General features: G+C 62.2%; 9 protein-coding genes. 5 read left to right on the top strand and 4 right to left on the bottom strand.

Going from position 1 to position 12,894, the window contains the following annotated elements:
- Positions 1–52 precede the first annotated feature (52 nt).
- Entirely contained in the window at positions 53–3,568 is a 3,516-nt protein-coding gene (locus tag AC5RU3_RS13510; RefSeq protein ID WP_493965892.1) for a TM0106 family RecB-like putative nuclease, read from the top strand.
- Between the two features lie 136 nt (positions 3,569–3,704).
- Positions 3,705–5,117, top strand: a complete 1,413-nt coding sequence (locus AC5RU3_RS13515) for an MFS transporter (protein ID WP_493966040.1) — start codon at positions 3,705–3,707, stop codon at positions 5,115–5,117.
- On the opposite strand, the gene AC5RU3_RS13520 is transcribed toward AC5RU3_RS13515, so the two are convergent.
- From AC5RU3_RS13520 to AC5RU3_RS13535, 4 genes are read right to left on the bottom strand one after another with little or no spacing between them, the layout of a single operon-like run.
- Entirely contained in the window at positions 5,114–6,133 is a 1,020-nt protein-coding gene (locus AC5RU3_RS13520) for an ABC transporter permease (RefSeq protein WP_458116523.1), read from the bottom strand. The genes AC5RU3_RS13515 and AC5RU3_RS13520 overlap by 4 nt on opposite strands.
- On the bottom strand, positions 6,130–7,149 hold the full coding sequence (locus tag AC5RU3_RS13525) for an ABC transporter permease (RefSeq protein WP_309071941.1): 1,020 nt from the start codon (positions 7,147–7,149) through the stop codon (positions 6,130–6,132). Before AC5RU3_RS13525 ends, AC5RU3_RS13520 begins: the two co-directional genes overlap by 4 nt.
- On the bottom strand, positions 7,146–8,714 hold the full coding sequence (locus AC5RU3_RS13530; RefSeq protein WP_493965893.1) for a sugar ABC transporter ATP-binding protein: 1,569 nt from the start codon (positions 8,712–8,714) through the stop codon (positions 7,146–7,148). Before AC5RU3_RS13530 ends, AC5RU3_RS13525 begins: the two co-directional genes overlap by 4 nt.
- Before the next feature lie 9 nt (positions 8,715–8,723).
- Positions 8,724–9,806, bottom strand: coding sequence for an ABC transporter substrate-binding protein (locus AC5RU3_RS13535; protein WP_309071939.1), 1,083 nt, complete (start codon positions 9,804–9,806; stop codon positions 8,724–8,726).
- Positions 9,807–10,031: 225 nt separating this feature from the next.
- Here AC5RU3_RS13535 and AC5RU3_RS13540 point away from each other — a divergent pair, with 225 nt between their 5' ends.
- From AC5RU3_RS13540 to AC5RU3_RS13550, 3 genes are all read left to right on the top strand, one after another.
- Complete coding sequence (locus tag AC5RU3_RS13540) at positions 10,032–11,138, top strand: Gfo/Idh/MocA family protein (protein ID WP_309071938.1); 1,107 nt, start codon at positions 10,032–10,034, stop codon at positions 11,136–11,138.
- 70 nt (positions 11,139–11,208) lie between these two features.
- Positions 11,209–12,123 (top strand): sugar phosphate isomerase/epimerase family protein, encoded by a 915-nt coding sequence (locus AC5RU3_RS13545; protein ID WP_309071937.1) that lies wholly within the window; start codon positions 11,209–11,211, stop codon positions 12,121–12,123.
- 2 nt (positions 12,124–12,125) lie between these two features.
- Complete coding sequence (locus tag AC5RU3_RS13550; protein WP_309071936.1) at positions 12,126–12,887, top strand: SDR family NAD(P)-dependent oxidoreductase; 762 nt, start codon at positions 12,126–12,128, stop codon at positions 12,885–12,887.
- Positions 12,888–12,894: the final 7 nt, after the last annotated feature.

The raw sequence follows: 12,894 nt of genomic DNA on the forward strand, positions 1-12,894 counted from the left end.
ATTGTCAGTGGCACGTGATTCGATGGAATGAAACCACAGTCACGGAGACCTCATGTTCCTGCTCGATCCGCCAGTTGCGAATACTCAACCCGATCTCGTCTTCTCAGCCACTGATCTAGTCAACGCGTCGGTCTGCGAATACCGCACGCTGCGCGTGCTTGATGAGAAGCTGGGCCGCGCGGAGAAGCCGGCGTTCGACGCCGATGAGATGCTCGAGCGCACCGCCCAACTCGGCGACGTCCATGAGCGGAGAATCCTTGACGGGTTCGTTGCGGAATACGGCGAGTGGGATCCTGAGCGGAAAACGGGCGTCTACGACGTCGTTCCCGCCGCCGGCATGGAGCGTCCGCTCCTGCTCGCGAAGCACGCGGAATCCATCGAAGCGTTGAGAAGCGGCGCCGACGTCGTCTTTCAGGCAGCCTTCTTCGACGGCCAGTTTCACGGTCGTTCGGATTTCCTTGTCAAGGTTGATGGCGCGTATGCGGTCTGGGACACCAAGCTCGCCCGGCACGCGAAAGTTGGTGCGCTGCTGCAACTCGCTGCGTATGGAGATCAGCTGCTGAAGGCGGGAATTGAGCCCGCACCCCTGGTAACCCTGGTGCTCGGCAACAATCAACACAGTAATCACCGGCTGGCTGACCTGTTGCCGGTGTACCGCGAGCGCCGGGATCGCTTCCTCGACCTCGTCGAGAACCACCGCAGCAAGCCGGAGCCGGTGTTGTGGGGCGACGAAACCCACACGACCTGCGGGCGCTGTGAGTATTGCCAGCTGATGGTGGCGGCAACCCGGGATCTCCTGCTGGTTGGGCGGATGAGCACCGCTCGGCGTGCGAAACTCCATAAGGACGGCATCTACACCATCGACGATCTTGCGGCGATGGACGTCGCCGAGGACAACGAGAGCCTGCTCGCGCTGCGTGACCAGGCCCGTATGCAGCTCGGTGTGGCGGACACCGACGGCAGTGTCGATTACCCGGACAAGTACGGCGAGCGGCAGACGCTGAGCTACCGGGTGCTGGCCGAGAACACCCTCGGCAACCTCCCGGAGCCTGATGAGGGGGACATCTTCTTCGATTTCGAGGGCGACCCGCTGTGGCAGGACCCGCAGAGCGGCCGCTGGGGCCTCGAGTACCTCTTTGGAGTGGTGGAGAATCCTCCGGCTTCCGGCGCCGAGCCTCCCTTCGTGCCTTTCTGGGCGCATGACCGCGCCCAGGAACGTCAGGCCTTCGCGAGCTTCCTCGATTACGTGGCCGAGCGCCGTCGTCGTTATCCCAACATGCACATCTACCACTACGCCGCGTACGAGAAGACGGCGCTGCGTAACCTGTCATTGATACACCTCATCGGCGAGGAAGCGGTAGATACGCTACTGCGGGATGGAGTGCTGGTCGACCTCTACGAGACCGTGCGCACCAGCCTGCGCATCTCGGACCGCTCCTACAGCATCAAAAAACTCGAGCCGCTCTACATGGGCAGTAACCTGCGCTCAGGGGACGTGACCGACGCCGGTGCCTCTGTGGTGGCCTACGCACAGTACTGCGAGGCGCGCGATTCCGGGGATAGCGAGCGCGCTGCAGACATCCTCACAGGAATCAGCGACTATAACCGGTACGACTGCCTGTCCACCCTTGAGCTGCGGAATTGGCTGCTGGGCCTGGCCGGTGAGCGCGGCATTGCGTTGGCGCAGCCTCAGGAGCCGAAGGTCGACACGTCGGACCCACCGTCGCCCGAGGAGCAGGTACTGCTCGATTACGTGGCTTCACTGCCCACGAGCCGTGTCCTGACGAAGGATGAACAGGCGATCGCCATGGTGGCCGCCGCAGTCGGTTATCACCGCCGGGAGGACAAGCAGTTCTGGTGGGAGCACTTTGATCGGCTGGGCTCCCCCGTCGACGACTGGTCGGACACACGGGACGTGTTCATCGTTCGGCACGCCACGGTTGTGCAGGACTGGGAGAAGCCCAATTCCCGCAGCAACCCGGTGCGTGTGGTGGACCTGTGCGGCATCTCGTCGGAAGGCTCGGAGTTCAAACCGGGAAGCAAATGGTTCCGCATGTACGGTGAGCCGCTTCCCGAGGGTCTGGAGCCGTTCGACGGCAAGGTCGACGGACGCGGAGGCTGGTTCGGCACCGAAATCGTCGATTCCTATGCTGACCGGGACGGCGAGCACCTGGTCATCCGGGAGAAGCTCAAGCGTGGCGGCGAGCAGTACGCGCAGACGCCGATGGCCTTGACCCCGGACCAGCCGATCTCCACCAAGTCGATTCGAGGGGCGCTGGTCGAACTGGCGAGAGAGGTGGGTGCCGATCTTCCCGAGTTGCCCCGGACGCCAGGCCTGGAGATTCTCCGAAAGGCGCATCCCACGCTGACGGGCGTAGCGAGCCTTCCCGAGGTGGTTGACCACGAGTACGTCGCCGCTATCACTGCGGCCGTCGAAGCGCTTGACCGCTCCTACCTCGCCGTCCAGGGTCCACCCGGCACCGGAAAGACCTACGTCGGGTCCCATGTGATCTGTGCGCTCGTGTCACGGGGTTGGAAGGTCGGCGTTGTGGCTCAGTCTCACGCCGTCGTCGAGCACATGCTCGAGGCCGCCCTCACAGCAGGTGTACCGGCAGATCGGGTCGCGAAAAAGACCAGCAACCCCGATGCGCCGTGGACCTACAAGACTGACGATGACGTCGCCACACTCCTTGATGGATCGGGCGGGGCACTTGTCGGCGGCACAGCGTGGACGATGACCGGGAGCAAGGTGCCTCCGGGTTCACTCGACTTGCTGGTGATCGACGAGGCCGGCCAGTTCTCACTCGCGAATACGTTGGCGGTGTCGCGGGCAACCAAGCGGCTGCTGCTTCTGGGAGACCCGCAGCAGTTGCCTCAGGTGACCCAGGCAAACCATCCGGAACCGGTCGACGAATCAGCGCTCGGCTGGCTCTCGCAGGGAAGCGCGACGTTGGACCCCGAACTCGGCTACTTCCTTGCCGACAGTTGGCGAATGCACCCTGACCTGTGCCGGGCGGTCTCCCGACTTTCGTACGACGACAAACTTGAAAGCGCCGTTATCGCGACCAAGCGGGTGCTGGACGGAGTCGCGGCCGGTGTCGAATGCGTCCTGATTGAGCATCGAGGGAACGCGAGTGCTTCCTCCGAGGAGGCCGAGGAGGTGGTTCGGCAAGTCCAGAAGCACATTGGGTTGCGCTGGGACGATGCCGTCCACGAGCCTCGGCCTCTCACCGACGCTGACGTGTTGGTGGTCGCCGCGTACAACGCGCAGGTTCAGATGATTCGGCGGAAACTCAAAGATGCCGGCTTGCAGGGCACACGAGTCGGGACGGTGGACAAGTTCCAGGGCCAGGAGGCTCCTGTGGTCATCGTGTCGATGGCTTGCTCCGCTGCATCCGAAGCGCCGCGCGGAATTCACTTCCTGCTCAACCGCAACAGAATCAACGTCGCAATCTCGCGCGGTCAGTGGCGTGCAATCCTTGTGCGCTCCCCCGGGCTGACACAACATGTGCCGTCGCGCCCGGAGCACCTCGAGGAACTTGGAGCGTTCATCGGTCTGTGCTCATAGTGAGGCCGGGAAGCCCGTGTGCTTCGTTTCACTTGCCGCCTCGTTGAATTGCCATACCCCCGGGGGGTAAGGTTTCGGAGTGGGATACCCCTAGGGGGTATTTCTACCGCTTCGTAAAGGATTCCCCGTGACCGTAATGACAAGCCAGCGCACCGCACTGATCCCACTGCTGGTGATCGCTACTGCCCAGCTGATGTTGGTGCTTGATGACTCGATCGTGAACATCGCGTTGCCGAGCATTCAGGACGAACTTGGGATCGACTCCGTCAATCTCCCCTGGGTCGTCAACGCCTACATCCTCGCGTTCGGCGCGCTACTCCTGCTCGGAGGGCGCATGGGTGATGTGTGGGGGCGCCGCCGCACGCTGCAGGTGGGTATCGGCGTCTTCGTCGCTGCATCCTTCGCCGGTGGACTCGGACAGGACGCCATGATGCTAATTGCCGCCCGCGCGGTTCAGGGTATTGGCGCGGCTTTGGCGGCGCCCAACGCGCTGGCGCTGATCACAACTACTTTCCCTGACCGGAAGACCCGCGATACTGCGTTGGCCCTCTACGGAGCCATGTCGGGACTCGGCATTGTCATCGGCCTGCTTCTTGGCGGGTTACTCACGGGAACCCTTGGCTGGCGATGGGTGTTCTTCATTAATGTTCCGATCGGTCTCCTCGTCCTGCTCGGCAGCCGGACTCTCGTCAGCGCTGATAGCCATGGCGGCCGGCTCGGCGCCACTGGAGCACTGCTCGGCACTGGCGGGATGGTTGCCCTCGTTTACGCCATCACCCGATTAGGTGAGGAGGGATTGGGGGACCCCACAGCCTTCCTGCTCATCGGCGCAGCTGCCGTGCTGATTGCGGTGTTCATCTTCAACCAGTCTCGGAGCAGGAGTCCGTTGGTGCCATTGAGCCTGTTCCGCGACCGGAACCGCTCGGGGGCGTATGCGAGCATGCTTTTGTTGGCAATCGGCCCCATGGGAACGTTCTTCGTCGTCACTCTCTACTTCCAGAACGTCCTGGGCTTCGGACCCCTTCAGACCGGCGCGGCATGGCTGCCATTCGCCGGGGGTCTGGTGCTCGGTGCCGGTGCGGCTCCGAAGCTTCTGCTTCGGTTCGCGCCCCGGATCATTGCGGGTGTTGGTGCCCTGTTCAGTGCCTCAGCGGCACTCTGGTTCTCCGTGATAACCGTTAAAGCCAACTACTGGCTGCACCTGGCTCCCGCGATGTTCATCCTCGCCCTGGGGTTCGGGCTCGGCGTCATCGCCCTGACCCAGGCTGCTGTCTACCGGGTCGATCCCGACAAGGCCGGAATCGCGTCCGCGCTGCTCAATTCTGCTCAGCAGATTGGCGTCGCCCTTGGTCTGGCGGTACTTGCCGGCGTCTCCGCCACGGTCACTGCGACGGCGCACCTCGATTCCATGGGCACAGGTGAGGCTCTAGTTGTCGGGTACAGCGCCTCACTCACCGTCGCCGCTGGTGTTCTCGCTCTCGCCGCGGTTCTCGCCCTCACGACGCTCAGCGCAGGATCAACAGCTGAACAGGAACCAACACTGCGCTAACCCCTCCCCTGGCGCCCGTACAGCGAGATGACTACGAGGATGATGACCCCGTAGATGAGCTGCTGAATGTTCGCGCCTAGGTTCAGCACGGTGACCAGCGTGGACACCTGGGCCAGTACCAGTGCGCCGCCCACTGTACCGACCACTGATCCGCGTCCGCCGAAGATCGAGGCGCCGCCAACCACCACCGCCGCGACTGACGACAACAGATACCCGGCGCCCATGGTTGCCGACGCCTGCTGGTAATAACCGACGATCACGATGCCTGCGAAAGCAGCGAGGACTCCACTGAGTACATAGCCACCAACCCGGATGCGGTCCACCGGAAGTCCTCCAAGCCGCGCAGCTTCTGCCGCGGAGCCGACGACGAAGAGCGACCGACCCCACCCTGTGAAGCTGAGCAGCAGTTGCAGCACAACCATCAGCGCGACCCCCAACGGAAGCACCGCCGCCATTTCGAGCCCCAGAAATGAAACCTTTGCCGAGGTGATCGCAACGATGAATTCGGGGATTGCCGTCAGTTCCGAGAAGTTGAATACCAGCAGTATGACTCCGAAGAGCAATCCGTTCATCGCAATGGTGGTGACGATCGGAGTCAGTCCAAGCTTCGACACGACGATCCCGTTGAAGAATCCAATGACGGCGCCTGTCGCGAGTGCCCCCACGAAGGCACCAGCAGGGCCCAACGGTCCCACCAGCCCCAGGAAGGACAGCGCGGAGAACCCGATGGTATTGGGCACCGACAGGTCGATGCCGGCCTGAATGACAGCGATTGTCTGACCGAATGATGCGATCGCAAGGATGATCGCGAACGTAGCCGTTCCGATGAGTGATTCGACAGTGATGAGATTCGGCCTGATGACACCGCCGACAGCGAATAGCACCAGGAAGGCGAGGAGCGGCCATACGCTGCGGGGAACGAGAGAGGCAGCCTGCTTGATTGATGCCCGTCCCCGAAGCTTTCCCTGCGGCGTCTCGACCGATGGGTTGTTGGGTGGCGCGGCGCTCACGGTCATGCTCGTGCTCCCTTCACAGCGAAAGCGATCTTGCTCCAGATGACAGGCAGCCCGACAACCGTGAAGATGATGAGCGCACTGATGACGTATTGCCAGTAGGAATTGATTCCGGCGAAGAAGAGCAGGTTACCGATCAGCCCGAGGGTGCATGCAGCAAGCACTGTACCGATGATGCTGCCCCTTCCCCCGGTGAACGCTGCACCCGCCAATGCAACTGCGGCGATCGAGCTGAGGAGGTAGGCATCTCCGCTTCGGGGGTCACCGGTAACTGTGGAAGCAGCCAGCATCATTGCACCGACGGATGTCACCATTCCGGCTAGCCCGAAAGCGATCAGTTTGGTGAGCCGCGCGTTGAGGCCGGCCGCCCTCACGCTCTCCATGTTGGAGCCGACCCCGTAGATATGCCTGCCCAGTGCAGTTCGTTGCAGCAGCAGCCACAGAAGGACTGCAACGATCGCGAGGTAGACCAGGGAGACGGGAAGGAACGGGACGAGTTCCCCGCTTGTTGCCAGGTAGATTTCCTTGGTCAGTCCGCCGCCCGGCCGGTCCAGCACCTCACTTGCCAGGGACCCGAAGATGAACGCACTCGCCAGAGTCACGGCTATGGCGGGCAGCCCTCCGTAGGCAACCAGAAGTCCGTTGAAAAGGCCGCAGCCGAGCCCGACGCCGAGCGACAGGAGGATTGCGACAGGTGGTGGGACCGCCTCGAGCTGAGTTGCGAACACAACGTTGCACAGGCTCATGATTGCGCCGATGGAGATGTCGATCCCGCCGACCAGTACTACGATGAGCTGCCCCAGGGCTACCAGAGCCAGAGGCACAACGAGATTCGCTGCGGTTTGCAATTGGAACCGGGTGAGCAGCTCGGGGTTGATGATTACGTAGACGAGAAGAAACACGATGAAGGCCGATACCGGCGCGATCGCTCCTTCTCGACGCAACCGGACCATGCCACCCCCGGAACGCAGGCGCGTCGGGGCCGGCGCGGAAGCCGAAGAGGATGCAAGGACGCTCATGCGGCTGCCCTCAGTCCCATGGCGGCGCCAACCACGGCATCGCCCGTGAGTCGTTCGCCCTCCAGCTCGTCGATAACCGCGCCCCGGTAAAGCACAACGACCCGATGGCATACGTGCACGAGTTCCTCCACTTCAGTTGAAAACCACAGGACACCCACGCCCTGCTTCGCCAGATCGACGATGGCCGCATACAATTCCTGCTTTGCACGTACGTCTATGCCGCGGGTCGGATCGTGCAGGAGGATGACCGTGCGCGAGCGGTCCATCCAGCGGCCGAAGACCAGTTTCTGCTGGTTCCCGCCCGAGAGGGAACCAGCGGCCTCTTTGGGCCCGCGTGTCCGCACCGACAGTGCGTCGAGGATGCCGCTTATCCACCCTCGCTCGCGGGAGAGGAGTGGCCGCCCGCCAAGCTGATAGGCCTTGAACCAGGGAACGAGGAGGTTTTCCCCCACGCTCATCTCGAGCGCCAGGCCCTCCTTCTTTCGATCCTCGGGCACGTAGCCAACCCCATATCGGACCGAGCGCACGGGCGTAGTGCCCGAGATTGTGCGGCCAGCAATTGTCCAGGAATCAGCGGTGGCCGGAGCCGCCCCGAACAGGGCCCGAAGCAATTCAGCCTGACCGTGGCCCTGCAGTCCGCCGACTCCCAGGATCTCCCCGGCCCCGATGGAAAGGCCAATGCCGTGTACCCCATCCGATTTGAGGTTAGAGACGGAGAGGGCGACGTCGTCGGTGATTCGAGGTGGCGGATCCGGGAAGAATCGTGCGGCTTCCCGCCCTGCCATAAGCGAAACCAGCTCGTCATCCGTCCATCCGCCACGGACAAACTCCCCCGCGACCTTCCCGTCACGAAGCACCGCTCCGCGATCGGCGATCTCGGCGATCTCGCCCAACCGGTGCGAGACGTAGATGACGCTACCGCCCTCGGCCGTAAGCTCGCGGATGCGCTGAAAAAGCCAAGCAACCCCCGGTGGAGTGAGCGCAGACGAGGCCTCGTCGAGGATGAGCAGTTCCGGCCCGCCGGCCAGCGCACGTGCTATCTCCACCAACTGCCGGTCAGCTAGCGACAAAGAACCCACCGTCGCCCGGGGATCGATATGTGGCAGGTCCAGCGTTCCAAGAAGTTCTGCAGCAGCTGCCACCGACTTCTTCTGGGAGAACCGGTGATGCGGCGCACCGTCGGGCAGGCTGAGGTTCTCCGCTACAGTCCAGTCCGCCACCAGGGCAAGTTCCTGAAAGGCACACCGCACGCCGGACTGACGCGACTTTTTGACGCTGCCGGAGATCAGCGGCTCACCATTGACAGCAATGCTGCCGGACGTTGGCGCGACGGCACCGGCAAGCATCTTCGCCACGGTACTCTTCCCTGCCCCATTTTCACCGACAAGGGCGAGTACCTCGCCCTTGTTGCACTGAAAGCTCACGCCCTGCACAGCATGAACAGGGCCGTAGCTCTTGACGAGGTTTGTAGCCACGAGGAGGGCCTCCGGCCGTGCTGGGCGCTCTCCCTCCGGCTGGAAGGGGATCTGCGCAGGGCCGGCAGTGCCAAGTTGTGCGTCAGTCACTGCGATCTCCTAGGATCCGGAGTAGTACTGCATGACGTCCTCGAGCTTGAGTTCCAGGCCCGGGAAGTCGTAACCAAGCTGGAAGTTGCTCGGCTTGTCATCCAGGCAGTAGTCCGCGGCGTTCTCGTTGGTGATCTCCAGCGGCGGGAAGAATTGCTGCTTCTCGATCTCCTCGCCTTCAAGGAGCTTCACCGCCTGCTCAAGACCCTTCGCGTAGATGGATGGTTGGCCAAAGACCATGTTCCCGGTCAGGCCCTCGCCGTCGTGCTCCACCAGGGCACAAGCTTCGCCGTTATAGCCCGAGCCTCCCACAACCGGAACAAATGGCATGCCGGCTGACGCGAAGGCTTCAGGCACGCCCTGCCCACCGGTCAGGAAGGAGTAGACCCCGCCGATATCCGGATTGGACCGCAGGATCTTCGACATCGACTCCTGCGCCGTCGCCTCGTTCCAGCCGTTGGTGTCCTGTGCGGCGATGGTTGCACCGCCCTTCTCAAGGGTCTCGACGACTCCGGGCATCGACCCTTCATTCAGCGGTACTCCCGCGAGTCCCTCAAGCACTGCAATCTTCTTGTTGTCGCCGAGGTTTTCCAGCAGCCATTCAGCGCCGATGGTTCCGGCGGTCGCCCAGTCGGTGGACACAACGTAGACGTCGTCGCTTTCGTAGGGGCCACCGTTGGCGATTACTGGAATGCCCTGTGCTGATGCCTGCGTGATGGCCGCATCCGCACCGCTCGACGATGCAGGATCGAAGAGAATCAGATCAACTCCGTCGGCGATAAGGTTCTGCATTGCAGCGTTCTGCTGCGCAGCATCGTTGTCGTTGGTCCGAACGATCTTGAGTTCGACCTTGTCCTTGTATTCGGGTGAGTTGGCGAGGGCCTGCAGTGATGCAAGACCCATCTCGCGCCAGGCCTGCCCACCGAGGGGCTGTTCGAATCCAATGACGAACTTTTCATCTCCGCCGGTGTCAGGAGCACCACTCGAGTTCGCCGGTGCGCTGGTGCAGCCTGCAACGAGGATGATGGCCGAGGCGGCTGCGGTGAGGCCCGCTGCCTTACTGAGGGAGGTGCCGAGCTGTGTTCTAGCCATGATTTCTCCTTTGAAGTCTGGGTTTCCATCTGCGTCAACCTGCATCGAATGCTGCTTAGCCTCAGGACGGAACGGGCGTTGACGGGATGTACTCAGCGACACTAGCTTAAAATTGTTAGCGCTACCAGTAGCGCTATCACTAATTCTTGATATGGTGTGAAAACGAGCTTCACCGATCCACCCAGTCCTGAAACAGGTCGTCGCAACGACGCGAATGGAGTACTAGTGAGCAGCACAACCATGGCGGCAGAGCAGTCCCAGCTGTCTCCGAACGTCGAAATCCGCAGCCGCGGTTCCAACGTCGGCTGCATCGGAGCCGGCATGATCATGTCGGACGTTCACCTGGAGGCGTACCGCCAGGCAGCGTTCCCGGTAGTAGCCATCGCCTCACGTACCGAGGCAAAGGCGCGGGAGGTCGCTGCTCGTTACGGCATCCCGACCGTTCATTCGACGCCCGAGGACCTCATCGACGATGCCGCGGTCGAAATCCTCGACATCGCCTACCCGCCGGATCAGCAGCCGGCTCTCATCCGGCGGGCGCTCGCAGCGCCACATATCAAGGCAGTACTCGCGCAGAAGCCCTTGGCGCTGGACCTCGATGAGGCAGTAGCGCTGCGTGACGAGGCAGCGGCGGCCGGAAAGATCCTTTCGGTCAACCAGAACATGCGGTACGACCAGTCCATTCGAGTCCTCCACCAGCTTCTTGAGCGGGGAGAGCTCGGTGAGCCCGTCCTTGCCACCATTGAAATGCGCGCGATTCCGCATTGGCAGGGGTTCCTTGAGAACTACGACCGCCTCACGCTCGCCAACATGAGCGTCCATCACCTGGATGCGCTACGGTTCCTCTTCGGTGAACCCACCGAAATAATGACGGTTGCGCGTGAGGATCCGCGGACCAGCTTCGAGCACGAAGACGGCATCGTGGTGTCCACCCTTCGATTCCCCAACAATCTCCTGGCCGTATCCATGGAGGATGTGTGGAGCGGACCCCGTGAGGAGGGTTTCGACTCCGATATCTACATCAAGTGGCGGGTCGAGGGCACACGTGGGGTTGCACAGGGAACGATCGGTTGGCCCACGGGCGAACCGTCAACCCTTACCTACGCGTCCGCGTTGACCACCGGTGGTGAATGGGTCACCCCCGAATGGGAAACCCACTGGTTCCCGCACGCCTTCATCGGCGTAATGGAACAGGTGCAGTACGCCGTCGAAACCGGCACCGACCCCGAGCTCTCCGTCGCGGACAACGTCAAGACCATGGCCCTGATCGAGGCCGGCTACCGGTCCATCGCCGAACATCGGCCGGTCTTCCTCAACGAGTTCAACCTCTGATCACACAGCAAACCCACCAGAGCACTTCCGTTTCTATTTCAATTCCCACACTCAAAGGAGCAATGGCGCCATGATTCAAGTAGGTATCTTCACGGGGTACTTCCCCTACGAGCTCGAGACGACCGCGAAGACCATCCGCGATCTCGGCTTCAATACAGTGCAGCTGGACCTGCACTTCAAGGACCTGGACCTCTCAGCCGGCCAGATCACGAAGGAAAAGGCGAAGCGCGTCAGTGACACTTTCCGCGATAACGACCTGCCCATCTGTGCCATCTCCGGTTACACGAATATCGTTCATCCAGATCCGGAGCACCGGAAAGCGAACGTCGAGTACCTGAAGGAGATTCTCCGCAACGCCCGTTCATTCGGCACCCCATACGTCATCAGCGAATCGGGCACGTTCAATCCTGACAGTGAGTGGGACCACCACCCCCACAACCGGTCGGAGGACGGATACGAGCAGGTACGGGACGTCCTCGCGGATCTTGCCCAGACCGCCTACGATCACGGAGCCACGTTCCTGCTGGAGACCTACGTCAACAACGTGATCGGTTCAGTCCGTGAGACTGTCCGCGTATTCAACGATATTCGGACTCCCGGCCTGGAACTTTTGATGGACCCGACGAACTACTTCGACGGCACCAATATCGACAGCATGGATGCGGTCCTGAACGAGGTGTTCGACACCCTGGGCGACCGGGTAAGAATCGCCCACGCGAAAGACGTCAAGCGGGCCGGTGAGGACAAGAGCGAGAAGCACGCGGACATCGGTGACGAGAACGCCCTTGCCTCCCACACCTTCCGCGGTGTGGGCGAGATCGAACTGCCCGCTGCGGGCCTGGGGTCGCTCAACTACGACCTCTACCTACAGCGGCTCGCCGAGCGCAACCCCAACGTTCCGCTCATCATCGAGCACCTTGATGAGTCCGACGTTCCGCGCGCCAAGCAGTTCATCGTCGAAACCCTCAAGAAGTACGGAATCTGAGGATGGCGGGAGACGGCGTGCTGCACGAACGGGTTGCGGTGGTTACGGGGGCGGGAGGCGCGTTGGGCCGCGCCACAGCCCTTCGTCTCGGAGCGGACGGCTTTGCTGTCGGCGTATTGGGACGCAAGAGCGTCGAGCTTGAAGAAACAGCCCTTCAGCTCGAAGCAGCGTCGGTGCCGGTTCGCATACTCGAGGTCGACCTGCGGGATTCCGATGCCATCGAAACCGCCCTCACCACCACGAACGAGACGTTCGGCCCGGTCGAAGCACTTGTGAACAACGCTGCGATTTATCCCAGCACGCCGTTTCTCGACATTCCGCTGTCCGAATACGACGATGTTGTGACAGTCAACCAGCGAGCGTACTTCTACGCCGCCCAGGTCGCGGCGCGCGGGATGGTCGAACGGCGATCCGGTGCGATTGTCAACGTCGGGTCGATCACTTGGCATGGCGGCTGGTCCAACCTCGCAAGCTACGTATCGACCAAAGGCGCGGCCGTTTCGCTGACCCGAGCGCTTGCCCGCGAGCTGGGCGAATTTGGTGTCCGGGTGAACGCGGTCTCGCCTGGGGCCTTCCCCACGAAGGCAGAGGAAATCCAGGGCGACGCCGGCGAGTATTCCGCGCACGTCCTGGCGCACCAGTCGCTGAAACGCCGTGGCCGGGACGCAGAACTCGCCGCGGTCATCTCCTTCCTGCTCGGACCGGACGCATCGTTCGTCACCGGGCAGACAATCAACGTCGACGGCGGATGGATCATGGAATGAGGATGCC

The sequence above is a fragment of the Arthrobacter sp. MDB1-55 genome, from assembly GCF_059092925.1.

Coding starts and splice junctions, on each gene's coding strand:
- AC5RU3_RS13510 (WP_493965892.1), top strand. CDS start 53: ATGTTCCTGCTCGATCCGCCAGTTGCGAATACTCAACCCGATCTCGTC.
- AC5RU3_RS13515 (WP_493966040.1), top strand. CDS start 3,705: ATGACAAGCCAGCGCACCGCACTGATCCCACTGCTGGTGATCGCTACT.
- AC5RU3_RS13520 (WP_458116523.1), bottom strand. CDS start 6,133: ATGACCGTGAGCGCCGCGCCACCCAACAACCCATCGGTCGAGACGCCG.
- AC5RU3_RS13525 (WP_309071941.1), bottom strand. CDS start 7,149: ATGAGCGTCCTTGCATCCTCTTCGGCTTCCGCGCCGGCCCCGACGCGC.
- AC5RU3_RS13535 (WP_309071939.1), bottom strand. CDS start 9,806: ATGGCTAGAACACAGCTCGGCACCTCCCTCAGTAAGGCAGCGGGCCTC.
- AC5RU3_RS13545 (WP_309071937.1), top strand. CDS start 11,209: ATGATTCAAGTAGGTATCTTCACGGGGTACTTCCCCTACGAGCTCGAG.
- AC5RU3_RS13550 (WP_309071936.1), top strand. CDS start 12,126: ATGGCGGGAGACGGCGTGCTGCACGAACGGGTTGCGGTGGTTACGGGG.